A 26,248-nucleotide genomic window follows, 5' to 3' on the forward strand; every position below is an offset into this window, starting at 1 on the left:
TGCGAAGCGACCCTGGAAGGAGGCATGCGGTGAATCAGGCACTCTTCGGCCGCTGGTGTTGGGGCTGCTCCGCAGCCCAGCGCGGGGCAAGCCCGCTCGCCACAGGGTACTTATCGCCAGACCTTTAACGGGCTGGCTTTCAGGGTGCCAGCCTGGTGAAGACGTAATCGCGGTCTTTCACCAACGCCTGGTGGCAGGCAAAACACGTCTGGTGCTGCGCTTCATCGGCGGGTTTGCCATTGATGAAGCGTCCAAACCCCCAGCCACCGGTGGAAGCGTATTTTTTCGAGTCCTTGACCATGAACTGCACCGTGGTCGCCGCGCCAGGGATGGACGCGGTCTTGAAGTCCGGTGACGGCTCGTGTTTCCACGCCAACTTGGCCAGGACGGTGCCATCCGGGAAAGGCAACCTGCCCTCCCGGTAAGCCTTGAGCGCAGCGCTGTTGCCCAGCACCACGCGCAGTTCGTTCAACGGGTCGGCTTCCTGGGCCGGCGCCACCAGTTCCCATTGGCGGTAGCCGTCGGGGATGGTCACGCCGTAGATCGGCGAGGCTGCGCTGTCGGCGAAGGCGCCGGTCGAACTCGCGAGGGCCAATGCGGCCATGCACAGGCGCTTCATCACAGGTGATCCGCATCGATGACCGCCTTGGCAAATGCCTCGGGCGCTTCCTGCGGCAGGTTGTGGCCAATGCCACCCTTGATCAGGCGGAACTCGTACTTGCCGGTAAAGCGCTTGGCGTAGTCCTCGGGCTGCGGGTGCGGGGCGCCGTTGGCGTCGCCCTCGAGGGTGATGGTCGGCACGCCAATGGACGGCGCCTGGGCGAGTTTCTGCTCCAGCGGGTCGTACTTCGTCTCGCCTTGAACCAGGCCCAGGCGCCAGCGGTAGTTAAAGAGGGTGATTGCCACGTGATCCGGGTTTTCCAGGCCTTTGGCGCTGCGGTCGAATGTGGCGTCATCGAATTTCCACTGCGGCGACGCCAATTGCCAGATCAGCCTGGCGAAGTCGTGGGTGTTTTTCTGGTAGCCGGCGGCGCCGCGCTCGGTGGCGAAGTAGAACTGGTACCACCATTGCAACTCGGCTTTGGGGGGCAGTGGGTTCTTGCCGGCGGCCTGGTTGCCGATCAGGTAACCGCTGACCGACACCAGCGCCTTGACCCGCTCCGGCCACAATGCCGAGACGATGTCCGCCGAGCGCGCGCCCCAGTCGTAGCCGCCGAGTACCGCTTGCTTGATCTTCAGGGCGTCCATGAAGTCGATCACATCACTGGCCAGCGCCGCCGGTTGGCCGTTGCGCAGGGTGTCATTCGAGAGGAAACGTGTGTCGCCATAACCCCGTGCGTAAGGGATCAACACGCGATAGCCCTTGGCCGCCAGTAAAGGCGCGACCTGGGCGTAGCTGTCAATGTCGTAGGGCCAGCCATGTAGCAGGATCACCGCCGGGCCGGTGGCGGGGCCGACTTCGGCGTAGGCCACATCGAGCAGGCCGGCCTTGACGTGCTTGAGGGCACCGAAGGCGGTTTGCGCACTGGCGACAACCTGGGTCGGTGCCTCGGGCATTTCGGCGTGGGCCATGCCCAGGATGCCGAATTGCGCCAGGGCAATGGCCAGGAAAAGTGGTGTGGAGCGGCGGTTCAACTGAGCGTGCATGGCGAGCCTCCTGCGGCTGGATGTGTGCCGGTGCTCAGTTGAACGCCCGGCTGTATCTGGCCTGTTTCAGGAAACCCGCCGAGTTAAAGGCTGTGTATCGCAGCGGGCTGCGTACACACTGCGATACAAACCTAGAACGCCACCCTGACACCCACAGTGCCTTCGCGGCCGTTGTAAGTGTTGCTGTCCAGATTGCGGTTGTAGCCGACTTCGCCATACAGGCTCACATCGGGCGCAACCTGCACAGTGGCGCCCAGGCTGACTTCCAGGGTGGTGGATTTCTGTTCGGTATCGATCCGGGTGGTGCGGTTGTAAATCACACTGTTGTCCCCGGCGCTGGCATGCCAGACGTTCGCGCGCGCATAGGGCTGCCACGGCATGCCACGGACGTTGTAATCACCGCGTAGCCTTACACCCAGGCGGGAGGTGACGCTGGTATCGGCGTCGTACTTGACGTCGGAAATGCCGTCGTTCTGGCTATCGAGCTTTGTCTTGCCGACGATCAATTGAGCCTGCGGCTCCACCGTCCAGTCCTGGGTGACCTGAACTGGCCAGCCGACTTCAGCGGACGCAGTGATGTTATGCCCACGGGTTTTCATCTTCACGCCACGGTCCGATTCGTTGTTGCCATTGAAACGGCTACCCGTCAGTACCAGGTCCAGATACGCCTGATTGGCACCGATCAGCGTCCAATACACTCCCAGGCTGTCAGCGCGCAAGGTGGTCTTGCCGGCGTCCAGATCTTGCCAGCCACCGTTGAAGCCCTTGACGCTGCCTTTGAGCGTACTGTGGCTCACAAACAGCCCCACGCGATGGGTACGCCCGCTGTCGTCGGTAGCGGTGTAGACATCGCTGCCTGCCTGGAAGCCCTTGACCGTGCTGTCCAGCGTCGGGCTCACCGTGCCAGCAAACCCTTGACGGCTGCTGCCGCCGTAGACTCGGCCCCAGCCGACCAAGCCGTTGCCGCTCTGTTGTTGGCTCTGGTCCCCCATGCGTTCGTGATAGGTCCCCAGCATGGCGAGCACGATCTGGTTGGCAGCCGGAAACAGTGCGGCGTAGATCGGCACTTCCTTGCGGTAGATAGGTTCTGGCTCGGTCCCTGGGTTAGGGGGTAAGGGACGCTCGCCCGGGCTCGGTAAAGGTACGATGATCTCAGGGCCTGGTGGCTGCACCGGGACAGTGGAGCGCAGGTAATAATTCTCTGCCGTGCCTGCGGTTACACCGCCCTTGAACAGGCGGTAGTCGAACGCACCCGCGGAGACCGGGGCGGCGAGGGTGATGGCGTTGGCACTGCCGGAGGCACCATTAAGGGCCTGCACCACCTGGATACCATCCTGCAGCGTCGCCGCGCCCGCTCCCCCCAGGTTGGTCACGCTGATCGCTGTGCTACCCCCAATGACACCTTGGTCAATCACCAACCTGTCGCTGGGCGAACCGTCGCCCCCCAGAACACTTTGCAGTGCAAGGCGCCCGCCATTGCCGGTGTAATTGCCCTTGAGGGTCAGTGTATCGTTGGGGCTGGAACTGCCCGTGGTCATGTCGATCAGGCCGCTGTTGCTGACGCTCACCAATTGGCCGGCGGTAAAGGCTTCGATGACCCCGGTACCGACCAGCAATGTACTCGTGCCATCCAGCCCCAGCGTGCCGGTACCGGAGCCGCTGTCACCCAGCTTGAGCGTCGTACCGCTCAGCGTCAGTTCGGAACCGTTGTCCAGCTGGATGGTTTCCCAGTTGGGCAGCAGGCCAGGGTCCCCGGCCTTGGTGTTGTCCAGGGTAAGTTTGTCGTTGCCCAGGCCGCCGTCCACCAGTTGCGCTGCCGCCAATTGAGCGCTTGTCAGATTCTGCAGCAGTGCCGTGTCATCCCCCGCACCCATCAGCACAAACGAATGCAGGTTGCCGCCGGTCCAGATGAAGTCGTCATTGCCGAAACTGAGGAGGATCTGCCCGTTCACCTCACCGCCCGAGACGGTCACGTGGTCGTCACCGCCGCTGACACTGATGTTGCCGCCCACAAATGCGGTGCCCGAGATCAGGATGGTGTCGTTGCCTAAGCCGGTGACCAGGTTGCCGATGATGCGGCCACCCGACATATCAAAGATGTTGTTGTCGAGTTTCATGTCGACGCGGCCGATGGTGCCGCCGGTCATTTTGGCATCGTCGCCGTCTTCGAAGGCGCCTGTGATGGTGCCACCGCTCATTCTGAAGGTATCCCGACCGTCGCCTTGAGCCACGGACGCTACAGTGCCGCCGCTCTGGGCATAGCTGTCGATACCGGCCCCCTGGCTGATAGCGCCGACCTGACCGCCGCTGATCTCCACCTTATCTACCCCCCCGCCAAACGTTACATTGCCGTTCACCTGACCCGTTCCGGAAACATTGAGCGTGTTGTTGCCCCCAGTGTCGGTAAAGCCTGGTGCTGAGTCGCTGTCGCAGGTGGAGATGTCATCGCCGGCCGTATTGTTGATCGTGCAGGCCCCATAAGAGGCCAGCGGCCATACCGCTATGACAATCGGGTACAACCAGGAGAGTGTCCGTACGCGCATGATCGCTCCTCGCTCGAGGTGATGGTTGCCCGTGCCTGCAAAGGCAAGTGTGGGCCAGACCATGACAACGTGATGCGCGATACGGAGCAGGGACAGCGGGTTACCCGTTCTGAAAACACCGGCCAATGCAAAGGGTTGGCATGGCTTTCTCGACTGCACCTGACGTGGTGCAGCGCTTTTTCCACCCTAGCCACCCATTCGCCAGGCCGCCACTGTCAGAATTAACAGGTATGAACGAGTTGGGTGTCAGGACAGCACGATTTCATAAGGCTCACGCATTCGTTCCAGCAGCACCTGGGCCAGTATGGGCGGCAAGCCGATTTGCGGGTCACCGGCCAACTGGCTGGCATAGGCATGGGCGGCGTGGAGTTTGCGCGCCACGGTCCAGGTGTCCAGGCGTACTTTGCGCGCGCGTTGCCAGGGGATGAGCGCGCCTTCGCGAGCAGGCCAGTGCCAGGCCCAGATTGGCAGTTCGTGCAACTGCGCGCCCACCAGGCTGCACGCCTTGGCACTGGCACGACCGACCGCGTCATGGTCATCATTGCCGTCGTTGCGCCAGGTGCTGAACACCACGTCGCCGGGCTGCAGGTAACGCGCAATGAATTGGCTCAGTTGCGGCTCGCGGGCGGCGAGGGCGTTGTCGCAGAAACCACCGCGAATCCACTTCAGGCTGTGCAGCGGCATGCCCAGGCGGCGCAGGGCTTCAGCGCTTTCCTGGGGGCGGACCACGCTCAAGCGGCTCGCCGGCCACACGTTGGACCCAGGATGGCTGGCGCTGCCGTCGGTGATGGAGATCAGTTGCAGCGGGTGTTCCAGCGTGCTGAGCAATTGCAGCAAGCCGCCGCAGGCCAGCACTTCATCGCCGGGATGAGGCGCGATGATCACCACGCGTGCGCCAGGCGGCACTAATGAGGAGGGCGTAACGGGGGGGATCAGCGCCAGTTGCGGGGCGCTGTTCCAGACTTGCGCGGGGCCGCGGCGGCCGTCGCTTAAGGAAGCAAGCTTCATGGGGTGTCACATCCTTGTCGGTTGATGCGGGGTCGTGCCCCGTTGACGGGACGACTCTCTTGTTTCCACCACAGGCTCCGCCGCAGTGGCTGCATGGCATCCCAACCCTGGAATGCCAGCAAGGCGTTCTCAGCATAGACAAGGATTGCTCGGTTTCACATTCGGTAACGGCGTTTTTTCAAGTGGCGTGCATCAGGCTCTTCAAGTAATCACCGAATCCCCCTTGTGCACGGGCGTCCAGGCGCGCACTGGTAATCACCTGCGGGCCGTGGCTCCAGGCGATGGAGGCGCCGCATAGTTCCAGGTTGCGCACCAATTGCACATCCTCATGGCACGCCAACGGCTCGAAACCACCGGCGCGCACGTACGCACCGGCGCTCACCCCCAGGTTGGCCCCGTGTATATGCCGATGACCGTCGCGCGCCTCGTAGCCCTGGTGGTAGCGAATCTGCGCGACGGGGTCGAAACCCTCGCTCCACGCATCGACCGTGACGGTGCCGCACACCGCGTCCACCTCCAGCGCCAATTGGGCCACCAACCAGTCGGGGGCTACCCGGCTGTCGGCATCGGTGCAGGAGATCCAGCGTGCGCCCTGATTGAGCAAATGCCGCGCACCCACGCCACGCACATGCCCCACGTTGCGCGCCTGGGCTTCCAGGCACTGCACCGGGTAGGCCTGGGCAATGGCGGCACTGGCATCGCTGCAGCTGTCGAGCACCACCAGGATAGTCACGGTTTCGCCGAGCAAGCCAGGATGGCGGGCGGCGACCAACGCGGCTTCCAGGCAGTCGCCGAGCAACGCCTCTTCGTTATGCACCGGGATCAGAATGCCGATCATCGCAGGCCCTCAAGGGTGGCGACCGAGGTGCCGTCGCGGCTCCAGAGGTCGAGCAGGAAATCAGGTTCGTGGTGGCTGGCGACGCGAGGCATGTCCAGGCGTTCCTGGAGCAGGGCGTGTACCTGCTCCGCGGTTTGCGGGCAACCGTCGATAGGCGCGCGCCAGTGACAGGCCAGCAGTTGGCCGTCGGCGGTCAGCGCGGTGCGGACGCGATCGATCAGTTGGCGCAGGTCATCGGCGTCGAGGTAGTAGCACCACTCGCTCAATACGATCAGCTCGAACTGGCCCGCCGGCCACTGTTCGGGCAAGCGGCACTGCTGCACCTGGGCCTGGGGGAACCCCAGCAAGCGAGTGCGCGCCAGGGCCACGGCGGCCGCGGCGGTGTCGCAGCACAGCAGGCGATCACATCGCGGTGCCAGTTCGAAACTCAGCTCACCATTGGCGCAGCCGGGTTCGAACACCGAGGCGTAGCGTGGCCGCGTGAGTATCGCCAGGGTCAGCGCACGTTTGCGCCGCTCATACCAGCGTTGGCGAAAGGCCCAGGGATCATCGTTGTCGGCGAACAGTTGGTCGAAGTAAGGCGTGGCCACACTCATACAAATACCACTTCAAAGGGTTGCAGCAGACGCTCCACCACATAGGGCGCCAGCACCGGCGCGAGGCCGATCTGCGGGTCGCCTTCCAGTTGGCTGGCGAAGGCGTGGATGGCATGCCGTTTGCGGGCAACGGCTTCACAGGTCAGCGGAATCTTGCGTGCACGGTGCCAGGGCACCCCGCTGTCTTCGGGCGTTGCCCAGTGCCAGGTCCACACCGGCAGCTCATACAGGGTAGCGCCGACCGCCGTGCAGGCCTGGGCGCTTGCACGCCCAACGGCCTCATGGTCGCAATGGCCGTCTTCGCGCCAGGTGGTAAACACTACGTCGGTAGGTTTGAGGTAGCGCTGGATAAACCCTACAAGTTCCTGTTCCCGCGCCGCCACCTGGCTGTCGGTAAAACCGGCGCGCAGCCATTTCAGGCTGTGCAGCGGCAACCCCAAGCGGTGCAGGGCCTGTGCCGATTCCTGCGGGCGCACTACGCTCAGACGTTCCACCGGCCAACGCTGTGAACCGGGGTGGCTGGCGCTGCCATCAGTGACTGAGATCAGCTGGATCGGCCGACCCAGTGCCGCCAGGCCCTGCATCAGGCCGCCGCAGCCGAGGACTTCATCATCCGGATGTGGTGCGATGATCACCGCACGGTGGCCGGCGGGCACCAACTGCTCGACGCTGATCGACGGTAAATCGGCCATTTTAGGCGAGGCCTGCCAGTGATGCAGCGGCGTGCCCTGGCCAACGATTGGATTGGGTCTCATAACTGCCACCTCCCTGTGGGTTCACCGGCCACCAGCTCTCCGAGCCCGGCCAAGTCGCGTTCGGCATGACTCTGGCGTACATACACCGGCAGGTCTGCCATCAACTGGGCAAAGTGCGGGTCCTTGCAGTAAGGACCGGCGCCGACGGCGCGCCCGACATGGCGTATGACCTGTTCAACCGTGTCTTCGATACAGGCCCGCGTCTGCTGGGCCAATTGCCGGGCGTCAGCCTTGGGCTCAAGGTCGATCTGTGCCGCGCTGGCACGTAGCACACAGGCGGCGCTGTTCAGTGCGCTGTCGACGGCGCCTAGATGAGCCATGGCGTGGGGTTCCGGGCGTTTACTGCACTGCGCGCGCAAGACCTCAGCCAGGCGTTGCGCGGCGCCGTACCAGCAGGCGGCGATACCGATACCGCCTTGCCAGAAGCCTGGGCGGGCGAGGTAATCCCCCGGTCCGCCCACCGCCAATCCCCAGGCCCCGTCGAACACGACTTCCACACTGCCGGTGGCCGCCATACCCACCGCGTTCCACCCCTCATCCGTGACCACAATGCCGGGTTGATCCATGTGCACGGCCACCAACTGCTGGCGATCGTCTTCGTCCCAGGCGGTCAACAACCCATGGCTCACCACCGCCGCGCCGGAGCACCAGGCCTTGCGGCCTTGCACCCGCAGGCGATGGCCCTCCTGGCGCACGCGCACCTTCGCCGTTGGCGGCTCGGCGGCCCACATGCCCCACGTGCTGCCCAGGGGCGGCAGTGGGGAGTTGAGCTCGGCAATGATTGCCAGGGCATCGGTGTGGCCTTCGAACAGCTTGCACAGGCGCAGGTCATGACCCGCCACCTGCGCCAGGCGACTGAATCGCGCCAGGGTCTGACCGCCGCCGGGCAACGGCAGTTGGTCCAGGCCTTCTTCCTGAAGGGCCTTCAGGGCGTCGCCCAGGGCTTGCGTGTCCGCATAGCCCTGGAAGCCTTGAAGGAATCCATGCAGAGCCATCTCACACCTCGTCTTCGCGCTGCAACTCGAACAACAACAGCGAGCGCCCGGTCACGGCGTACTCGTGATCGAACTCAAAGCGTTCCTGGCCGCGTACGGCGGGCTCGTTGGTGTCGAGCATGCAGGTCCAGAACTCACCTTCAGGCACCGGCGGCAAGCGGAAGTTGACCATGTCGTGATGGGCATTGACCACCAGCAGCAAGGTAGCGTCGGCGCCGGGACGGCGAATCCCGGTTTCCTGGGCGCGACCATCCATCAACATGCCCAGGCAGCGACCGTTGCTGTCCTGCCACTGTTCGGTGGTCATCTCGTTGCCATCCGGCGCCAGCCAGGTGACGTCCTTCACGCCGATGTCTTCGTTGTAGTCGCCCACCAGGAAGCGGCCACGACGCAGGATCGGGTAGGCCAGGCGCAGCTTGATCAGGCGCTTCACAAACTTGAGCAGCGCCTTGCCATCTTCGTCCAGGTCCCAGTTGATCCAACCGATCTCACTGTCCTGGCAGTAAGCGTTGTTGTTGCCGTGCTGGGTGCGCGCAAACTCATCGCCAGCCACCAGCATCGGCGTGCCTTGGGACAGGAGCAATGTGGCGAAGAAGTTGCGCATCTGGCGCAGCCTCAGGGCGTTGATTTGCGGGTCGTCGGTCGGGCCTTCGACGCCGTGGTTCCAGGACAGGTTGTTGTTGCTGCCATCCTGGTTGTTTTCGTCGTTGGCTTCGTTGTGCTTGTCGTTGTAGGAGACCAGATCATGCAGCGTGAAACCATCATGCGCGGTGATGAAGTTCACCGAGCTGTAGGGACGGCGCCCACGGTGGTTGAACATTTCGCCGGAGGCGGTCATGCGGGCCGCGAAGTCGGCCAGTTGGCCGTCATCGCCTTTCCAGAATGCACGCACGGTGTCGCGGAAACGGTCGTTCCATTCCACCCAGCCCGGCGGGAAATTGCCCACTTGATAGCCACCGGGGCCGCAGTCCCAGGGCTCGGCGATCATTTTCAACTGGCGCAGCACCGGGTCCTGGCGGCAAGCCACGAGGAAGCTGTGACGCTCGTCGAAACCCTCGCGGTAGCGGCCAAGAATGGTCGCCAGGTCGAAACGGAAGCCGTCGACGTGCATCTCGGTGGCCCAGTAACGCAGCGAGTCGGTGACCATCTGCAATACGCACGGGTGGCTCAGATCAAGGGTGTTACCCGTGCCGGAGTCGTTGATGTAGAAACGCTTGTCGTCCGGCATCAGTCGGTAGTACGAAGCGTTGTCGATGCCGCGCATGGACAGTGTCGGGCCGCGCTCGTTGCCTTCGGCGGTGTGGTTGTAGACCACGTCGAGGATCACTTCGAGCTTCTGTTCATGCAGGTGCGCGACCATCTCCTTGAACTCGGCAATCTTGCCGCTGGCCAGGTAGCGCGGGTCGGGGGCAAAAAACGCGATGCTGTTGTACCCCCAGTAGTTGGTCATGCCTTTTTGCAGCAGGTGCTGGTCATTGACGAAGGCATGCACCGGCAGCAGCTCCACCGACGACACGCCCAGTTGGCGGATGTGCTTGAGCACGTCGTCTTCCATCAGCCCGGCGCAGGTGCCGCGTACTTCATCGGCTACGGAAGGGTGACGCATGCTGATACCGCGAAGATGGGTCTCGTAGATGATCGTACGGTCCCACGGCACGCGTACCGGTTGGTCGTTGCCCCAGGTGTGCGCCGGGTCGATCACCTTGCACTTGGGCACGAAGGGTGCGCTGTCGCGCTCGTCGAAGCTGAGGTCGTCATCCGGGTGGCCGATGGTGTAGCCGAACAGCGCCTCCGACCATTTGAGTTCGCCCACCAGTTGCTTGGCATAGGGGTCGATCAGCAATTTGTTGTGGTTGAAACGGTGGCCGTTGGCCGGGTCGTAAGCACCGTACACGCGGTAGCCGTAGATCAGCCCGGGGTGGGCGTCGGGCAGATAGCCGTGGAAGGTCTCGTCGGTGTATTCGGGGAGTTCGATACGTTCCAGCTCGACCTCGCCGGAATCATCGAACAGGCACAGTTCGACCTTGGTTGCGTTGGCCGAGAACAGGGCGAAGTTGACGCCCAGACCATCCCAGGTGGCGCCCAGCGGGAAGGGCAAACCTTCACGGATCCGCGACGGTTCATTGCCCGGCGTCGGTGGGGTTTTATCGGGTTTGCTCATTGAAAACTTGCTCCTGCAAAGATGTTTTTCAGGCCGAACGCGGCCGTGCCGACGAAATTTCAGCTGAGAATCTGGAAGGTGGAATCACCTCTTGCCGACCGTGCCGACAAGAGGGGGGTATCAAGGCTTGGGTTTCTTCGGCGCGGGTGGTTTTTTCGCGGCCGGTGGCGCCGGCTTGCTGGCCGCAGGCTTGGCTTTGGCGGCTGGCTTGGGCTTGGCGGCCGCCTTGGGTTTGCTCGGCGTCAGCGCTTCAGCTTCGGCCAGTTTGCGCGCCATCTCCCAATGCCGCGCGTCTTGCCCATGGGGCTTGCCTTCGGACTCCCAGATCTGGTGCGCCAACTCTTTTATGCGTTTTTCGTCAGTACTCATCGCAATGCTCCTCAACAGAAAATTTTCAGCTTTCTTGATCATCAGGATTGATAAGGACATTGACCGGGAAATCCCCCAGGGCAGTGCTGATCAACAGCTCCTTGTCTGGTGTGACTGCGCCTGTATGAAAAAGTCCCTTCCAGTTTTTGTTTGTCGCGGCGAACGGTAATTTCACCCGTGTGTCGCCCCAAACCTGCGCATTGATCTTGGGATGCACACCGTTTTCAAGCAGGTCATGCGGCCATCTCGGCACCACCACCAGCAGATAGTTGCCCTGGTGCTCACGCGCGAACGCGACCACCCGTTCGGCGTGTTTGCCAAGCACTTGCAGCGGTGTGTAGGTTCCCTTGCGGAACAGCTCGGGACAGGCCTTGCGCAAGCCCAGCACCTGGGCAATCAATGCCTGTTTGATACGCCCGTCGCGCCAGTTGAACAACAGTTCGCCGATGTCCGGTGGGGTATCCAGCGCCTGTTGCCGGGCGTTGAAGTCCACCGGCCTGCGGTTGTCCGGGTCCACCAGGCTGAAGTCCCAGAACTCGGCGCCCTGGTACAGGTCCGGTACACCCGGCACCGTCATGCGAAGCAAGGATTGCGCCAGGCCATTGAGCGCACCGGCCGGCGCGATGGCCTGGGCCGCCGCGCCGATGGCAGTGCGCAACACCTGGCCTTCATCGCTGAGCAACAGCCGCGACAGGTAGGCTTCGACGCCTTGTTCATAGGCTTCGTTGGGCGCGCTCCAGCTGCTTTGCAACTTGGCTTCGCGCAGGGCTTTCTGTTGCCATTGCCACAGGCGCTGCCGGTAGCCCTCGAAGTCATCGGTCTGGTCCAGGGGCCAACTGCCCAGCAGCACCTGGTAGAGGATCAATTCATCGCCCGCTGAAGGCGTACTTGCATCCGTCTTCAGTGGCGCGGCGAGGGCGCGCCACTGCTCGACCTGCTCGGCGTACCACGCCGCGCACTCGCTCAGCACGGCCAGGCGCGCGCGGGTATCTTCGCCGCGCTTGTGGTCATGGGTGGCGGTGGCCAACAGGTTGTCAGGGAAGCTCTGCAGGCGTTGTTGGTTGACCCCATGGAAGTCGGCCAAGGGGGCGCTGAACTGTTCGGTGCTGAAGCCCACATCGTTGCGCGACAGCAACACCGCCGAGCGATAGAACGCGGTGTCTTCCACAGCCTTGGCGGCGGCGGGCGACGTCAGTTGCTGGAAGCGCACGCAGGCATGCTTGAGGATCTTGCGTTCACGGCCCACCGGGCGATTGCGCCACGGCTGGCCGCCCAGCCAGTTGGCCAGGTGGTCGAGCACCGGCCAGTCGCCTTCGCCCAGGGTGGTGCGGGCGCCATCCATGGCCTGTTGGAACAGCCTGTCGTCAGCGGTACTGCGGCCACGGGCGCTGATATAGGTGCGGTACACCGGGAAGTGCACGATCAGTTCCTGCAAGGCTCGGCGGATGGCGCCGAGGGTCAGGTCGCGGGTCATCACATCGTCGCGGGCCACTTGCAGCAGGGCCTGGGCCACGCTTTCAAAGTCGCCGCCGAGGGAGCCGTTGAGGATCTGCTGGCGGGCCAATTGCGCTTCTTCGATAAACGCAGCAGGCCGCTCGCTGTGACGGGTCCACAACGCGGCCAATGGCGCGAAGCCGTCCGGGTGATGTTGCAGCAGCGACAACTGGTTCATGAACTCGTAACCGGTGGTGCCGTCCACCTGCCAGTCGTCGCGCAGGGTTTCGCCCTCGCCGAGGATCTTCTCCACGAAGATCGGCAAGTGCCGTTCGGGTGACAGCGAGTCCACCCGACGGCGCAGCTTGCGGCAGTAACCACGCGGGTCGGCCAGGCCGTCGATGTGGTCGATGCGCAGGCCATCCACCAGGCCTTCGCTGATCAGTTCGAAGATCTTGCCATGGGTGGCCTCGAACACAGCGCTGCGCTCCACGCGCAGGCCACCGAGTTCGTTGACGTCGAAGAAGCGCCGCCAGTTGATATCGTCCGCCGCGGTGCGCCAACTGGCCAGGCGATAGGCCTGTTGTTCCAGCAACTGATGCAGGCGCTTGAAGCCCTCGGGCTGGCGGCCGTCGAAAGCCTTCAAGCGCTGTTCGATCGCCGGCAGCACGTCGGTGGCACGCTCGGCCAGCGCTTGCTTGAGCGACGCGGCCGCGTGGTAAGCGTCGTCCTGGTGGGCGAGGGCGCTGAAGCGCTCGGCCAGGGGATGGAGCCGTTCATCGGTGCCCAGGATCGCCGCGTAATCCTTGGGGCAGATGGGGAAACGGTGTTCGTAATGCTCGACATAGAACGCGCCGTGGTCGGCATCGAAGTGCAAGGTCAGGGTGCCGGCCTGCAGGGCTTCGCCGTAGTCACTGCCGAGGAACGGCATCAGCAATTGGCCTTTGAGCAAGGGGTCGGGCGAATGCCACTGGATGTCGAAGAACTCGCTGTAGGGGCTCAGGCGGCCCCACTCCAACAAGTCCAGCCACCAGGGGTTGTCGGCCCCGCCGACGGCCATATGGTTGGAGACGATATCGAGGATCAACCCCATGTCGTGTTCACGCAGCGCAGCGACCAGGCGCCGTAGGGCCGGTTCGCCGCCGAGTTCCGGGTTGACCGTGGTGGGGTCGACCACGTCGTAGCCGTGCATGGAACCGGCGCGTGCACTCAGCAGCGGCGAGGCATACAGGTGGCTGATGCCCAAACGGGCGAAATACGGCACCAGGGGCACCGCGTCATCGAGGGTAAAACCTTTATGGAATTGCAGGCGCTGGGTGGCGCGCAGGGGCAGGGCTTTCATCGGTCACGCTCATAGGCTTGGTTGCGCGCGACGGCCAACAGTTCGAGGCGGCGGGCGGCGCCGGCATTGTCGAGCAGGCTGGACGCCTCGCCCGGCAGGCGGCGGCGCCAGTTGGGGTGGGTATCGGTGGTGCCGGGCAGGTTGGCTTGTTCCTCAACGCCGAGGGCGTCCTCCAGCGGCAGCAACACCAGTGGGGCCCGGGTGTGGCCGAGGTAGCGCACGCTGGCGTCGATCATGTGGTCGGTTTCATTGCGGATCTCTTCGACGAAGTTCTGCGGATCCTGGCTCAAGGCCTGGCGCAGTGCCTGGCGTTCGCGCAGGCGGTGCTCGCTCCATTGCTCCACGGTCGGCGCATCGATCAAGCCCAGCTGGATGTTCCACTCGATATCGCGGCTGTGCCACCAGCCGTTGAGGGTCGGCAGGTCGTGGGTGCTGGTGGTGGCCAGGGCGTTGTCCGGCCAGTCGAGGATCGGCTTGAACTGGCCCTCGTGGTTCTGTTCGAACAGCAACACACGCATGCCCAGGATCGAGCGGGCGATGAGCTTTTCGCGCAGGCCATCCGGCACGGTGCCCAGGTCTTCACCGAGCACGATGGCCTGGTGGCGATGGGATTCCAGGGCGAGCAGGCGCAGCAGGTCGTCCACCGGGTAATACAGGTAGGCGCCGTCACGCGGCGAGGCGTCCATGGGCATCACCCACAGGCGTTGCAAGCCCATCACGTGGTCGATGCGCAAGCCGCCGGCGTGGGCGAAGTTGGCGCGCAGCATTTCGATAAAGGCGCGAAAGCCATGGCGCTTGAGGCCTTCGGGGGAGAACGCGGAAATGCCCCAGCCCTGGCCGGCGCGGTTGAGAATGTCGGGTGGCGCGCCCACGGTCAGGTCGGCGAGCAATTCATCCTGGCGGCTCCAGGCCTGGCTGCCACCCCCGTCGGCGCCCACCGCCAGGTCGGCAATCAGGCCGACGCCCATGCCGCTGCCGCGTGCGGCTTGTTGCGCGCGCTCCAGGCAACGGGCGATCAGCCATTGGCAGAACGCGAAGTAGCCGATCTCTTCACGGTGGTCTTCGGCGAACAGGGCCAATGCCGGGCTCTGTGGGGTGCGCCACTCTTCTGGCCAATGGCGCCAGTCGAGGTCTTCACCGGCGGCGGCGCGGGCGGTTTGCACGGCTTCGAAGCGGCAGTGGTTTTCCAGGGCCTCACCGCCGGCCTGGCGGAAACTCTGGAAGTCGGCGTGTTGCGGGTGGTGGCCGTGGCGGAAGTCTTCGTACAACGCACGCAGCAGGCGCTGCTTGGCGTTCGCTGCGGTGGGCCAGTCGATCAGGCTGTGTTGCTCAAGGTCGTGCAGTTCATCCGCCAGGCCGCTGGCTTCGATGGCGTTGCGCACTTCGCGCTCGCCCAGGATGCAACCCGGCGAGGCATACAGGCTGTTGAGGAACAAGCGGCTGGAGGGTGAGTACGGGCTGTAGCGCGCGGTGTCGGCGCTGAACATCGCATGCATCGGGCTGATCGCCAGGGCATCGGCGCCGCGCTCGGCCGCTGAGCGGGCCAGGTGTTCCAGGGCCAGGGTGTCGCCGAAGCCGCCATCGCCCAGGCGCCGCAAGCTATACAGTTGCGCGCTGAGGCCCCAGGCGCGGGCAGGTCGGCTGTCGACCGCTTCGGCCACGCTGTAGCAATGGGTGGGCGCGACGGCCAGGGTGAAGGTCTGGTCGGCAATATGCACCTGGTGGTAGCCGAGGGCGATGACGCCGGGCAGGACGGCGTCGCCATCCAGGCGCAGCTCCAGGGTTTCACCGTCTTCCAGGCAGACCCGGCACAGGGTGTCCGGTTCGAAGTAGCGGGCCAGGTCCAGGCCTGCGCCGCTGTCGATGGTCAGCAGGGGCGGCAGGTGTTTGTCTTGTTGCACCTGTTCCAGTGCCCGCAGGCTGGCGTTGACTTCGGCATCGGTGTCGGCGGGGTGGCCCAGGCCTTTGAGGACGGCGCGCAGGGCGTCGGGTTTAACACGTTGCGGGCGGCCGTTTGCGTCGATCCAATCGACGGCCAGGCCCGCTCGGCTGGCGAGGATTTCCAGGTTCGCTTCGCTCAAGGGTGCTCTCCAACAGGGGATAGGGTGACGCGTGCGCTATACGGCGGCAGGTGCGCGCCGGCGTTGGCAGGCGTTTCAAATAGCACAGGCGCCGTCGCCGGATAATCCAGCGGCGTGGCGCTCAGGTTGAGATCGATCTGCAACAGGCTGCCATTACCCAGGCGCCAACGAGCGCTGACGGCGCCTTCGGCCAGCACCTCGGCGCCCAGGGCCACGCTGCCGGGCAAGTGCGGCACGATGTGGCCGTGGCGCAGGCTCAGCAGTTGGCGGTAGAGCTCGGTGTGCTCGTTCTCGTGAAAGCTTGGCGTGGTCTGCAAAAAGGTCGTCAGGGCATTCGGGTCGGGGATGCGTTCGCGTCGCTCCGGGTCCTGGAACGCGGCGAAATCCTTGAACTCATTGCGACGGCCTTCGCGCACGGCTTCTGCCAGTTCGCCATGGTGATCGGTGAAAAACAGGAACGGCTCGCGGGCGTTCGATTCGTCGCCCATGAACATCAACGGGATCATCGGGGAGAGCAACAGCAGGGCGGTCGCCGCCTTCAATGCCTGCGGCGAGCAGAGTTGATGCAGGCGCTCGCCCAGGGCACGGTTGCCAATCTGATCGTGGTTCTGCAGGAAGGCTACGAACGCGCTCGGCGGCAGATGCCCGCTGGGTTCGCCACGCTCATGCCCATGCCGGGTGGTGTGCCCCTGGTAGATAAACCCATCGCCCAGGCAGCGCGCCAGTTTGGCCGTGGGCTCTTCGGCGAAGTCGCTGTAATACGCGTCGGTTTCGCCGGTCAGCAGCACATGCAGGACGTTATGGAAGTCATCGTTCCATTGCGCGTCGAAATCCTGCTGCAGGAGACTGGCCTGGTTGAGTTCGTTTTCCAGCATCAGCCAGACGTGCCGGCCCGAATCCACCTGCTCGCGCACCCGGTGCGCCAGTTCCTTGAGGAAGTCCGGGTTGTCGATGGCGTGGACGGCGTCCAGGCGCAGGCCGTCGAAGCGGTATTCGAGCAACCACATCAAGGCGTTATCCAGGAAAAAGTCGCGCACCTCGCGCCGGTTGAAATCGATCCCGGCGCCCCAGGGCGTGTGCACGTCTTCCTGGAAGAAGCCCTTGGCGTACTGACCCAGGTAGTTGCCGTCCGGCCCGAAGTGGTTGTAGACCACGTCGAGGATCACCGCCAGGCCGTGCTCGTGGGCGCTGTCGATCAGGTGCTTGAGCTGTTCGGGCGTGCCGTAGGAGGCTTGGGGCGCGTAGGGCAGGACCCCGTCATAGCCCCAATTGCGATCACCGGGGAATTGCGCCAACGGCATCAATTCAATCGCGGTAACGCCCAGCTCGGCCAGGCGTGGCAGGTGTTGCTCGATGCCGGCATAACCACCCATGGCGCCGACATGCAGTTCATAGATGACGGCCTCGTGCCAGGGGCGGCCTTGCCAAGTGCTGTGGCGCCAGTGATAGGCAAGGGAATCGACCACCACGCTCCAACCGTGCACATCCGCAGCCTGGGCCCGCGAGGCCGGGTCGGGTACATCCATTTGCCCATCGATATTGAAGCGGTAGCGCGTGCCCGCCGGGCACGCTATTTCGGTTTCAAACCAGCCATCTGCCTGCGGCAGCATGGCAACAGATTTGCCGTGTTCCAATTCAACGCTGACATAAAACGCGTCTGGCGCCCACAAGGCAAAACGCGTGTGTTGCGCGTCCAGCATGATTGCGCCGTGGGGCCAGGTTTCCAGAGTCCGTAACGGCATCTATAGAGACCTCCCGATGATTATTTAGCGGATTTCCCCAGTGCTTTAGCCACCAGTCGCTCGTACAGCTCGGCGTAGGGTTCCACCGCCTGGCTCCAGTTGAACGGTTGGGTCATTGCTCGGCTGCGCATGGCATTGAGCAGGCCAGGGAAGGCAAACACCTTGAACGCGCGGCTCAAGGCTTCTTTGTAGCTGTCGACCGTGGATTCATTGAACAGAAAGCCGGTCACACCGTTTTCGATGGTGTCGGCCAGGCCGCCGGTGTTGCGGGCGACGGGCAGGGAGCCGAAGCGCTGGGCGTACATCTGGCTCAGGCCGCAGGGCTCGTAGCGCGAAGGCATCAGCAGGAAATCGCTGCCGGCGAACATGCGGCGGGCATCGGTCTCGTTGAAGCCGATACGCACACCGATCTGGCCGGGAAAGCGCAGCGCCAGTTCGCGCATGGCGTTTTCTTCTTCCGGCTCGCCGCGACCGATAATGGCGATCTGCCCACCTTGCTCGACGATAAAACTGGCCACCGCTTCGGTGAGGTCCAGGCCTTTCTGGAACACCAGGCGCGAGACCACGGCGAACAGCGGGCCGGTCGAGTCATGCAGGCCGAACAGGTTGCGCACCTGTGCGGCATTCACGGCTTTGCCTTCCCAGTCGCCGATGTTGAAGTTGTGCGTCAAGTGCGGGTCGGTGGAGGTTTCCCAGCTGTCTTCAATGCCGTTGGGAATACCGCTGAGCAAACCTTGCTGGGTCTTGCTGGCCAAAAAGCCATCGAGGCCGCAGCCGAACTCGGGCGTCGTGATTTCCCGGGCATAGGTGGCGCTCACCGTGGTGATATGACTGGAATACGCCATGCCGGCCTTGAGGAACGACATCTTGCCGTAGAACTCCATGCCCTCCTGCTGCAAAGCGTGAGGTGGAATGCCCAGCTCTGGCGTCGACGCCAGGCTGATCACGCCTTGATAGGCCAGATTATGGATGGTGAACAATGTCGGCGTGCGTGATCCACGCCAGTGCATGTACGCCGGGGCCAGGCCGGCGGGCCAGTCGTGGGCGTGCACCAGGTCCGGGCACCAGTGGATCTGTGCCAGGTTGGCGGCCATGTCGGCGGCGGCCAGGCCCAGGCGGGCGAAACGAATATGGTTGTCCGGCCAGTCGCGGCCGTTGTTGGCGCCGTAGGGCGTGCCTTCGCGCTCGTAGAGCTCGGGGCAGATCAGTACATAGATGACCAGGCCATCCTTGAGGTCCATGCGCCCGATCTTGCACGGCGGCAGCGCCGCGTGGCCGCCCAGCTCACCGATGATATGGATCGGGTTGTCGCTTTCCATCACCTGCGGATAACCGGGGATCAGCACCCGCACATCGTGCAGGTGGGCCATGGCGCGGGGCAGGGCGGCGGAGACGTCGCCCAGGCCACCGGTTTTCACCAGGTCGGCAAACTCGGAGGTCACAAACAGGACTTTCTTACGGTTGGGGTTGTGGCTCGGAACCGGCCGCACTGTGGTGAGGTCAGCCAACGCGGCGACCCCGCCAACGCCCTGACTAACACGCTCTCCCTGAATACTTGCAGCGGCACTGATCATAATTCTCTCCACGTGTTGGTCGGCTAATGGCCGGCTGCCATTAACTCCGTCGACCGCATCCTGCGGCCACGCGCACAAGCGCTGTACAGATCTGGCAAGGCTTATGCCAGTTGCACGGTTGGCAGATATAGATTGGATGGACGGGCATCGGGCTGGAACCGTGTGTGCTCGTCGTACCTTAAAACTTGACCAATGGCCGAGTTGAAAAGTTTAGATTTTTTGCGGGGTTTTTGTTTTGGAACGGACCCATCGGTCATGAGTCTAGGACAGATCCCAGAGCCTGTAGGCTTTCTGGGAATATTTTGTAGGACAAAATAATTGTAACCATATGCCAGGGTGGACCGGACTCTGTGGCGAGCAGGCTTGCCCTGCGTTGGGCTATGTAGCATGGGGGAGCGCTTCGCGCTCCAACGCGGGGCAAGCCCGCTCGCCACAGCAAGGCGGTTCGGTATAAGAGTTCGAACGCACAGAAACGGTGCGTCAGCCCAGCACGCGAATGGGCATGCCGTTCGTCCAGGCTTGAATGTCTTCGATCATCTGTGAATAGAACTGCCGGTAATTCTGCTCGCTCACGTAGCCCACGTGCGGGGTGGCCAGCACATTCGGCAACCTGCGCAACGGGTGATCCGCCGGCAACGGCTCCTCGGCATACACATCCAGCGCCGCCCCGGCCAGGCGACCGCTTTCCAGGGCCTGCACCAGTGCCTGCTCATCCACAATCGGCCCGCGTGCAGTGTTGACCAGGCGCGCGCCGGGTTTCATCCAGCCCAGCGCCTGGGCATCCACCAGCCCACGGCTACGGTCGCTGAGTACCAGATGAACGGTAAGGATGTCCGACTGTTCAAACAGCGCTTGCTTGCTGACCCAGGTCACGCCGGACTCGGCGGCACGTTCCGGCGTGAGGTTTTCACTCCAGGCAATCACGCGCATGCCGAACACCTGGGCGAACTGCGCGACCTTCTGGCCAATGCTGCCCAGGCCCAGAATCCCCAGGGTCTTGCCGTGCAGGTCGCCGCCGAGGCCCACCTGCCAATGGCCGGCACGCAGCGAATTGGCTTCGGCCACCAGGTTGCGGGTGGAAGCCATGATCAATGCCCAAGTCAGTTCCGGCGCGGCGTGTTTGTAGCTGTCGGTGCCACAGACCTGAATGCCCAGGGCCTTGGCGGCGGGGATGTCGATGGCGGCGTTGCGCATGCCGCCGGTTACCAGCAACTTGAGCCGGGGCAGGCCTTGCAGCAGTGCCTTGTCGAACGTGGAGCGTTCGCGCATCACGCAAATCACCTCGAACCCCTGCAAACGCTCGATCATCGTGGCGGTATCCGCCGGGTAATCGTGCAGGAAGTGCACCTGGCCCACCGTCTCAAGGACTGACCAATCCACCACGCCTCTGGCCACGTCCTGCCAATCATCAATGACTGCGATCTGTACCGACATTCACGAGTGCCTCGAAAAAGGTTGGATTAAAGGGCGTTCAGCCCCTGCAACAGTGCTGCGTGAAACCGGGCCGGCTCTTCCATTTGTGGCGCATGCCCCAGGCCTGGGAATTTCACCAGGGTGGCATGGGGGATCAGCTTGGCTGCCTGCTTGCCGAGCACGGCGTAGTTGCCGAGCTTGGCTTTGACGGCTGGCGGCGCGACGTCTTTGCCGATGGCGGTGTTGTCGGACGTGCCAATCAGCAGCAGCGTCGGCATCTTCAGGTCCTTGAACTCGTAGTACACCGGCTGGGTGAAGATCATGTCGTAAATCAGCGCCGAGTTCCATGCGACCCGCGTATGCCCGGGGCCGTTGCTGAGGCCGGCGTACATGTCTACCCAGCGCTCGTACTCCGGCTTCCAGCGCCCGACGTAATAAGTGTTGAGTTGGTACTTGCGGATGCCCTCGGCACTGACATTCAGCTCACGGGCATACCATTGGTCGACGCTGAGCGAGGGCACGCCCAGCGCTTTCCAGTCTTCCAGGCCGATCGGATTCACCAGCGCCAACTGTTCGGTTTGCCCGGGGTACATCAGGGCGTAGCGCGTGGCAAGCATGCCGCCGGTGGAATGGCCGACAAGGGTAGCCTTCTGAACACCGAGCTTTTCCAGCAGTTGGTGGGTATTGAGAGCCAGTTGCTGGAAGCTGTATTGATAGTGATCGGGTTTGCTGGAGCTGCAGAAGCCTATCTGGTCCGGCGCGATCACGCGGTAGCCGGCGTCGCTCAGGGCCTTGATCGAACTTTCCCACGTCGCGCCGCAGAAGTTCTTGCCGTGCATCAGCACCACGCTGCGACCGTTGGGCTTGCCATTGGCCGGAACGTCCATGTAGCCCATTTGCAGCGACTCGCCTTGGGATTGAAACTCGAAATGCTTGAGCGGATAGGGGTAGTCGAAGCCTTGCAGTTCAGGACCGTAGGTGGCGGCAAATACCGGCGCGGCGGTGGCCGTGATCAGGCCGGCGATGCAAAAAGCGCGGAACAGAGGCATGGGCAGGGCTCCTGGAAAGGTGGTTCGGATGCTGTTGCCCAAGGATTAAGCAGCGATTAAACCCATTGCAAAGTCACGGCGGCCAGCACGCCATAGCGCAGGCTTTTGGCCAGGGTCACCAGCAACAGAAATCGCCACAATGGCTCGCGCATCACTCCGGCTACCAACGTCAGCGGGTCGCCAATGATCGGCACCCAACTGAGCAACAGTGTCCAATGGCCCCAGCGCTGGTAATGCTGGCGGGCTTTGTCCAGTTGCTGGTCGCTGACCGGAAACCAGCGTCGCCCCTTGAAGTGCTCCACCCAGCGCCCCAGCCACCAGTTCACCACCGAACCGAGCACATTGCCCAGGGTGGCGATACCCAGCAACAGCCACAGGCCGTAATGCCCGCTGAGCAGCAGGCCGGCCAGCACGGCTTCCGATTGCAGGGGCAGCAAGGTCGCGGCGCCAAACGCCGCGAAGAATAACCCCAGGTAGCCCGCGATCATTGCGCCGGGTATTCAGCCACGACGACATCTTTACCCTCACGGGTCAGGCCGATGACCTGATAGGCCTCGCTGCGGCCTTCCACTTCCATGCCGGGCGAGCCCATGGGCATGCCCGGCGCGGCGATTCCCAGCAGGTCGTCGCGCTTGCGCAAGGCCAGCACCTGTTCGGCGGGGACGTGGCCCTCGACGAATTTGCCGTCGATCACGGCGGTGTGGCACGAGCCCAGGCGCGGCGCTACGCCCAGGCGTTGCTTGACGGCACTCATGTCGGCTTCGACGTGGTCATTGACCTTGAAGCCGTTGCTTTCCAGGTGGCTGATCCATTTTTTGCAGCAACCGCAGTTGGCGTCGCGGTGCACGTCGATGGGGATCAGGTCGGCGGCCTGGGCCAGGGTGGCGGTGAACAGGGTCGACAGCAGGGCCAGGCGCAATGGGATTTTCATAGGATCTCGCGTGCAGGTGGGATGGCGGCGATCATGACGACGTCATCGCAGGCAGGCCAGTGTCCACAGGGCGAGAATGTTTCAAGATTATACGAGCGGTGGATTTTCCAGCCGGTGCTTGAGCTGGTCCAGGGCAAGTGCCGACAGTTCGATCATGCGTTTATGCAAGGTGGCAAGTTGCAATTCGGTTTCATAGGTCAGCACCCGTTTGAACAGCGTGCCGCCCTGGTGGGGCATGAGGAAGTAATGAATCGAACCATCCACGGCCAGGGACGTAAACACGGTCTTGAACTCGCCGGGGCGCCGGGCGATCTGCACGCGGTAGCTCATGGGCACGCGTACACCCAGCAGGTCGATCATTTCGGTGAAGCGGGCGCCGGCGGGGAGTGAGCCAGTGGTGCCGGTGTCGGCACCGAGGGACGTGGGGTGCCATTCGTGCCAGCGATCCGGCTGGGTCACATAGTCATAAACGGCATCGATGGGAGCCTGGATAAAGCGTTCCTGACTGATCCGTTCCAAGCGGACCGACTGCTCGGCTGCGCGCATGGCACACCTCCTGTGCGTCTTCGAACTGTCAGAATAGTCCCACTCCCGCACATTGCACGGGAGTGTTTCAGCCGTTTATCAGCACACCTTGAAACGACTCATCAGGGTAATCACCCGCCCATTCGCCTCGAGCAGGCTCTGGGTATTGTTTTCGGTGGCGTGGCCGCTCTGTACCAGCTCTTCGACCATTTGTCGGATCTGCACCATGCTGCGGTTGATCTCCTCGGTCACCGCGCTTTGCTGTTCGGCGGCCGTGGCGATCTGGGTGCTGAGGTTGTTGATATGGCTGACGGAGCCGGCCATTTCATCCAGCCCGGTATTCACCCGCGCCGTGGCGTCCGCCGCTGACTGGCAACTGGCCTGGGTGTTTTCCATCGCTGCCACCGAGGAACTCACGCCTGCGGTCAGGCGCGTGAGCATGTCGTTGATCTGCGAGGTACTGGCCTGGGTGCGTGCGGCGAGCGCGCGCACTTCATCGGCAACCACCGCAAACCCACGGCCTTGCTCGCCAGCCCGCGCCGCTTCGATGGCGGCGTTGAGGGCCAGCAGGTTGGTCTGCCCGGCAATCGCGCCGATCACGCCGAGGGTTTCGGTGATGCGTGCAGCGTCCTGGCGCATGTTCTCTACGCTGTGGGTAGCGCTGGAGACTTCGCCGATCAACGCACTGACGCTGTTGGACGCCTCACCGACCACCACGCGGGAACGATCGGCATGCTCGTTGGCACGCTGGGTGAACGCGGCGGTTTCGGCGGCGTTTTGCGCCACGGTGTCGGCGGTGGAGCTCATTTCGGTAATGGCGGTTACCGTCTGGTCGGTCTCCGAGGCATGCCGCACCAGGATCTGGTTGGTGTGCGCCGAGGTCTGTTGCAACTGCGCAAGGCTCGACGACATGGCGCCGGTGGCCTGGGTCACTTCGCCGATCATGTTTTGCAGGTAGACGATAAAGCGGTTCACCGAATGGCCGATGGCACCCAGTTCGTCTTCGGCGCGGATGGTGATGCGTCGCGTGAGATCGGCGTCGCCGGCGGAGAGTGCGTCGATATTGGTTTTCAGTGACTTCATGCGCTGCACCAGTTGGCGGATCGCATACACCGCGAGCAGCACCAGCAGCAACACCATGGGGATCTGCAACAGCGCCAGGCTGCCGAGCACGTCATTGCGCTGGGCGGTGATCAGCGAGGTGGGCAGGGCGGTGGCTAGGAACCACGGTGTGCCTTCGATAGGGCGCATGTAGAAGGTGCTGGCCACGCCCTGGTTGTCGAACTCATTACGTTGCAGGGCCTGGTCACGATGGGCCAGGGCTTTGCTGACCTGGGCGGCAAACGCGGAGGTGCCGGTGAGTTCGCTGATGTTTTTCAACACAACCGGGCCGCTGATGCGCGAGCTGTTGCTGATGATCTTGCCGTCGCCTTCGACGATCAGCATTTGCCCGCCGATGTCTTTCTCTTTGCTGGCCACCAGATCATTGAAGAAGCCCAGGGTCACGTCAATGGTGGCGACGCCATAAGGCACGCCGTCGCGCTGGATTGCCATGGCGCAGTTGGTGCGCGGCTCCTGGCTGGCGTCGTCCTTGTAGGCGGCGGCCCAGGCACATTGACCGCGTGGCGAAGCGAGGCCGCCCTTGTACCAGCTCTGGTCGTAATAATTGGGCGCCGGGTCGCTGTTCCAGAAGGTGTTCACGGTCAGCTTGCCCGATGCATCGCGGTGCCAGAACGTGCTGTGCTTGTTGCGCCCAGGGGTGCGCTGGTTGGGCAGCGGCCAGATGCCGCCGCCGAAGACTTTCAACTCGCCATATTGGTCGACCAGGCCCGGCAGGACCTTGTCGATGGCATCGCTGTCGAGCAATGGAATGGTCTGGGTGATGCTGCGTTGCTGGGACTGGACCTTGTTGAGTTCGCCCTGGATCTGCTCGGCGACCTCGGCGACACGGTTGAGCACTACCTGCTCTTCGGTGTGCTGTAGCTTGGGCGCGACCAACTGGCCGATACCCACCACGGTCAACACAAATAACACCAGGACGAACAGCACCAGGAACAGGGTATAGCGGGCTTGGATGGAGCGCAGTGGGGGCATGGGGTCGTCCTTACGAAGCGTTTATTGTCGACGCGGCTTTGTTAGAGCTTCGTAGGGCTATCGGCTTGGCAGGACAGAGCTTTAGGTACGATGGTGCAAGAAAATACCGCGCCGGTGACCGGCGCGGTATTTATTCAGATATCCAGCATAGCCATGACGGCCTCGGGGTAGCGCAAGCCGGCGGGCGCCTCGGCAGGGAAGATGGCCTCCAGCGCCGCCAGTTCGCCCGGGCTGAGGCTGACCGACAGCGCGGCGACATTCTCTTCCAGGTATTTGCGCTGCTTGGTGCCGGGAATCGGGATGATGAAATCACCCTGCGCCAGCACCCACGCCAACGCCAGTTGCCCGGCGCTGATACCCTTGTCGGCGGCCAATGCCTGCACGTTCTTCACCAGTTCGAGGTTCTTGCCGAAGTTCTCGCCCTGGAAGCGAGGGCTGAAGCGGCGGTAGTCATCGGCGCCGAAGTCGTCCGGGCTTTGCAGCGCGCCGGTGAGAAAGCCACGGCCCAGCGGGCTGTAGGGCACAAAGGCGATGCCCAGGCGCTGGCAGGCAGCGAGGCAGCCGTTGTGTTCCTGGTCGCGGCTCCACAGTGAGTATTCGCTTTGCAGGGCGCTGATCGGGTGCACCTTGTGGGCGCGTTCCAGGGTGGCGGCGGAGGCTTCGCTCAGCCCCAGGTAACGCACCTTGCCCTGTTGCACCAGCTCGGCCATGGCGCCGACGGTTTCTTCGATGGCGACCTCCGGGTCGATACGGTGCTGGTAATACAGGTCGAGGGTTTCTACGCCAAGTCGTTGCAGCGTGCCGTCGATGGCCTTGCGGATGTATTCAGGGCGGCCGTTCACACCCCGCACGGCGGGGTTGGCCGGGTCACGCACGATGCCGAACTTGCTGGCCAGGAACACCTGGTCGCGCTTGCCGACGATGGCCTTGCCGATCAGTGCTTCGTTGGTGTGCGGCCCATAGATATCGGCGGTGTCGAGGAGGTTGATGCCCAACTCCAACGCGCGGTGCAGGGTTGCCGTGGCTTCGCGGGTGTCGCTGCCGGGGGTGTAGAAATCGCTCATGCCCATGCAGCCGAGGCCGATGGCTGAGACGAGTGGGCCGTGGGTGCCCAGTGTGCGGGTATGCATGGGTTGTGCTCCTTGGGTGGG

At 63.3% G+C, this 26,248-nt stretch carries 21 protein-coding genes and 1 pseudogene; all 22 read right to left on the bottom strand.

Annotated elements, in window-relative coordinates; translation table 11 throughout:
- Positions 1-139: 139 nt before the first annotated feature.
- The 22 genes and pseudogenes from K5K89_RS14870 to K5K89_RS14970 all read right to left on the bottom strand — a co-directional run bounded on the left by K5K89_RS14870 (position 140) and on the right by K5K89_RS14970 (position 26,227).
- Positions 140-619: a cytochrome P460 family protein gene (locus K5K89_RS14870; protein ID WP_222539635.1), complete on the bottom strand. Its 480-nt coding sequence runs from the start codon at positions 617-619 to the stop codon at positions 140-142.
- A complete protein-coding gene (locus K5K89_RS14875) occupies positions 619-1,647 on the bottom strand; it encodes an alpha/beta fold hydrolase (protein ID WP_222539636.1) in 1,029 nt (342 codons plus the stop codon). The genes K5K89_RS14870 and K5K89_RS14875 overlap by 1 nt, the downstream gene beginning before the upstream one ends.
- A 131-nt stretch (positions 1,648-1,778) precedes the next feature.
- A complete protein-coding gene (locus K5K89_RS14880) occupies positions 1,779-4,190 on the bottom strand; it encodes an autotransporter outer membrane beta-barrel domain-containing protein (RefSeq protein WP_222539637.1) in 2,412 nt (803 codons plus the stop codon).
- A 246-nt stretch (positions 4,191-4,436) separates the two neighbouring features.
- Positions 4,437-5,198, bottom strand: a complete 762-nt coding sequence (locus tag K5K89_RS14885; RefSeq protein WP_093121133.1) for a PIG-L deacetylase family protein — start codon at positions 5,196-5,198, stop codon at positions 4,437-4,439.
- 178 nt (positions 5,199-5,376) lie between these two features.
- Positions 5,377-6,036: a glycosyltransferase gene (locus K5K89_RS14890; RefSeq protein ID WP_071488159.1), complete on the bottom strand. Its 660-nt coding sequence runs from the start codon at positions 6,034-6,036 to the stop codon at positions 5,377-5,379.
- Positions 6,033-6,632, bottom strand: coding sequence for an SAM-dependent methyltransferase (locus K5K89_RS14895; protein WP_222539638.1), 600 nt, complete (start codon positions 6,630-6,632; stop codon positions 6,033-6,035). The genes K5K89_RS14890 and K5K89_RS14895 overlap by 4 nt, the downstream gene beginning before the upstream one ends.
- Positions 6,629-7,387, bottom strand: a complete 759-nt coding sequence (locus K5K89_RS14900; protein WP_071488161.1) for a PIG-L deacetylase family protein — start codon at positions 7,385-7,387, stop codon at positions 6,629-6,631. Before K5K89_RS14900 ends, K5K89_RS14895 begins: the two co-directional genes overlap by 4 nt.
- Positions 7,384-8,382, bottom strand: coding sequence for an acyl-CoA dehydrogenase family protein (locus tag K5K89_RS14905; RefSeq protein WP_071488162.1), 999 nt, complete (start codon positions 8,380-8,382; stop codon positions 7,384-7,386). Before K5K89_RS14905 ends, K5K89_RS14900 begins: the two co-directional genes overlap by 4 nt.
- Position 8,383: 1 nt before the next feature.
- A complete protein-coding gene (gene glgX / locus K5K89_RS14910; protein ID WP_071488163.1) occupies positions 8,384-10,543 on the bottom strand; it encodes a glycogen debranching protein GlgX in 2,160 nt (719 codons plus the stop codon).
- A gap of 120 nt (positions 10,544-10,663) precedes the next feature.
- Positions 10,664-10,912, bottom strand: a complete 249-nt coding sequence (locus K5K89_RS14915) for a DUF2934 domain-containing protein (protein WP_222539639.1) — start codon at positions 10,910-10,912, stop codon at positions 10,664-10,666.
- A 25-nt stretch (positions 10,913-10,937) separates the two neighbouring features.
- On the bottom strand, positions 10,938-13,688 hold the full coding sequence (locus tag K5K89_RS14920) for a malto-oligosyltrehalose synthase (protein WP_222539640.1): 2,751 nt from the start codon (positions 13,686-13,688) through the stop codon (positions 10,938-10,940).
- The gene (gene malQ / locus K5K89_RS14925; RefSeq protein ID WP_071488166.1) at positions 13,685-15,769 is read right to left on the bottom strand and encodes a 4-alpha-glucanotransferase; all 2,085 of its coding nucleotides are present in this window, start codon (positions 15,767-15,769) and stop codon (positions 13,685-13,687) included. Before malQ ends, K5K89_RS14920 begins: the two co-directional genes overlap by 4 nt.
- The gene (gene treZ, locus K5K89_RS14930; RefSeq protein WP_222539641.1) at positions 15,766-17,511 is read right to left on the bottom strand and encodes a malto-oligosyltrehalose trehalohydrolase; all 1,746 of its coding nucleotides are present in this window, start codon (positions 17,509-17,511) and stop codon (positions 15,766-15,768) included. The genes malQ and treZ overlap by 4 nt, the downstream gene beginning before the upstream one ends.
- Before the next feature lie 20 nt (positions 17,512-17,531).
- Positions 17,532-19,085: a glycogen synthase GlgA gene (gene glgA, locus K5K89_RS14935; protein WP_222539642.1), complete on the bottom strand. Its 1,554-nt coding sequence runs from the start codon at positions 19,083-19,085 to the stop codon at positions 17,532-17,534.
- Between the two features lie 480 nt (positions 19,086-19,565).
- On the bottom strand, positions 19,566-20,519 hold the full coding sequence (locus K5K89_RS14940; RefSeq protein ID WP_222539643.1) for a D-2-hydroxyacid dehydrogenase family protein: 954 nt from the start codon (positions 20,517-20,519) through the stop codon (positions 19,566-19,568).
- Between the two features lie 26 nt (positions 20,520-20,545).
- Positions 20,546-21,547 (bottom strand): alpha/beta fold hydrolase, encoded by a 1,002-nt coding sequence (locus tag K5K89_RS14945; RefSeq protein ID WP_222539644.1) that lies wholly within the window; start codon positions 21,545-21,547, stop codon positions 20,546-20,548.
- Between the two features lie 56 nt (positions 21,548-21,603).
- A complete protein-coding gene (locus K5K89_RS14950; RefSeq protein WP_222539645.1) occupies positions 21,604-22,035 on the bottom strand; it encodes a YqaA family protein in 432 nt (143 codons plus the stop codon).
- Positions 22,032-22,478, bottom strand: coding sequence for a DUF411 domain-containing protein (locus K5K89_RS14955; protein WP_092243878.1), 447 nt, complete (start codon positions 22,476-22,478; stop codon positions 22,032-22,034). Before K5K89_RS14955 ends, K5K89_RS14950 begins: the two co-directional genes overlap by 4 nt.
- Positions 22,479-22,565: 87 nt before the next feature.
- Positions 22,566-23,024 (bottom strand): SRPBCC family protein, encoded by a 459-nt coding sequence (locus tag K5K89_RS14960; protein ID WP_071488173.1) that lies wholly within the window; start codon positions 23,022-23,024, stop codon positions 22,566-22,568.
- Between the two features lie 78 nt (positions 23,025-23,102).
- Entirely contained in the window at positions 23,103-23,948 is an 846-nt protein-coding gene (locus K5K89_RS29000) for a methyl-accepting chemotaxis protein (protein WP_371914421.1), read from the bottom strand.
- Positions 23,949-23,963: 15 nt separating this feature from the next.
- Positions 23,964-25,097 (bottom strand): annotated as a pseudogene (locus tag K5K89_RS29005) (cache and HAMP domain-containing protein); the annotation flags it as partial.
- A 134-nt stretch (positions 25,098-25,231) separates the two neighbouring features.
- Positions 25,232-26,227 carry an aldo/keto reductase gene (locus tag K5K89_RS14970; protein WP_071488175.1) on the bottom strand — a complete coding sequence of 332 codons (996 nt, stop codon included), beginning with the start codon at positions 26,225-26,227 and terminating at the stop codon, positions 25,232-25,234.
- Between the last annotated feature and the right edge of the window lie 21 nt (positions 26,228-26,248).

This window comes from Pseudomonas sp. DR208 (genome assembly GCF_019823005.1).
In the GTDB taxonomy this organism is placed as follows: domain Bacteria; phylum Pseudomonadota; class Gammaproteobacteria; order Pseudomonadales; family Pseudomonadaceae; genus Aquipseudomonas; species Aquipseudomonas extremorientalis.

What these genes read in the sequence shown, in the direction of transcription:
- K5K89_RS14870 (WP_222539635.1), bottom strand. Translation starts at nt 619, where the DNA reads ATGAAGCGCCTGTGCATGGCCGCATTGGCCCTCGCGAGTTCGACCGGC.
- K5K89_RS14875 (WP_222539636.1), bottom strand. Translation starts at nt 1,647, where the DNA reads ATGCACGCTCAGTTGAACCGCCGCTCCACACCACTTTTCCTGGCCATT.
- K5K89_RS14880 (WP_222539637.1), bottom strand. Translation starts at nt 4,190, where the DNA reads ATGCGCGTACGGACACTCTCCTGGTTGTACCCGATTGTCATAGCGGTA.
- K5K89_RS14885 (WP_093121133.1), bottom strand. Translation starts at nt 5,198, where the DNA reads ATGAAGCTTGCTTCCTTAAGCGACGGCCGCCGCGGCCCCGCGCAAGTC.
- K5K89_RS14890 (WP_071488159.1), bottom strand. Translation starts at nt 6,036, where the DNA reads ATGATCGGCATTCTGATCCCGGTGCATAACGAAGAGGCGTTGCTCGGC.
- K5K89_RS14895 (WP_222539638.1), bottom strand. Translation starts at nt 6,632, where the DNA reads ATGAGTGTGGCCACGCCTTACTTCGACCAACTGTTCGCCGACAACGAT.
- K5K89_RS14900 (WP_071488161.1), bottom strand. Translation starts at nt 7,387, where the DNA reads ATGAGACCCAATCCAATCGTTGGCCAGGGCACGCCGCTGCATCACTGG.
- K5K89_RS14905 (WP_071488162.1), bottom strand. Translation starts at nt 8,382, where the DNA reads ATGGCTCTGCATGGATTCCTTCAAGGCTTCCAGGGCTATGCGGACACG.
- glgX (WP_071488163.1), bottom strand. Translation starts at nt 10,543, where the DNA reads ATGAGCAAACCCGATAAAACCCCACCGACGCCGGGCAATGAACCGTCG.
- K5K89_RS14915 (WP_222539639.1), bottom strand. Translation starts at nt 10,912, where the DNA reads ATGAGTACTGACGAAAAACGCATAAAAGAGTTGGCGCACCAGATCTGG.
- K5K89_RS14920 (WP_222539640.1), bottom strand. Translation starts at nt 13,688, where the DNA reads ATGAAAGCCCTGCCCCTGCGCGCCACCCAGCGCCTGCAATTCCATAAA.
- treZ (WP_222539641.1), bottom strand. Translation starts at nt 17,511, where the DNA reads ATGCCGTTACGGACTCTGGAAACCTGGCCCCACGGCGCAATCATGCTG.
- glgA (WP_222539642.1), bottom strand. Translation starts at nt 19,085, where the DNA reads ATGATCAGTGCCGCTGCAAGTATTCAGGGAGAGCGTGTTAGTCAGGGC.
- K5K89_RS14940 (WP_222539643.1), bottom strand. Translation starts at nt 20,519, where the DNA reads ATGTCGGTACAGATCGCAGTCATTGATGATTGGCAGGACGTGGCCAGA.
- K5K89_RS14945 (WP_222539644.1), bottom strand. Translation starts at nt 21,547, where the DNA reads ATGCCTCTGTTCCGCGCTTTTTGCATCGCCGGCCTGATCACGGCCACC.
- K5K89_RS14950 (WP_222539645.1), bottom strand. Translation starts at nt 22,035, where the DNA reads ATGATCGCGGGCTACCTGGGGTTATTCTTCGCGGCGTTTGGCGCCGCG.
- K5K89_RS14955 (WP_092243878.1), bottom strand. Translation starts at nt 22,478, where the DNA reads ATGAAAATCCCATTGCGCCTGGCCCTGCTGTCGACCCTGTTCACCGCC.
- K5K89_RS14960 (WP_071488173.1), bottom strand. Translation starts at nt 23,024, where the DNA reads ATGCGCGCAGCCGAGCAGTCGGTCCGCTTGGAACGGATCAGTCAGGAA.
- K5K89_RS29000 (WP_371914421.1), bottom strand. Translation starts at nt 23,948, where the DNA reads ATGATCGGCGAAGTGACCCAGGCCACCGGCGCCATGTCGTCGAGCCTT.
- K5K89_RS14970 (WP_071488175.1), bottom strand. Translation starts at nt 26,227, where the DNA reads ATGCATACCCGCACACTGGGCACCCACGGCCCACTCGTCTCAGCCATC.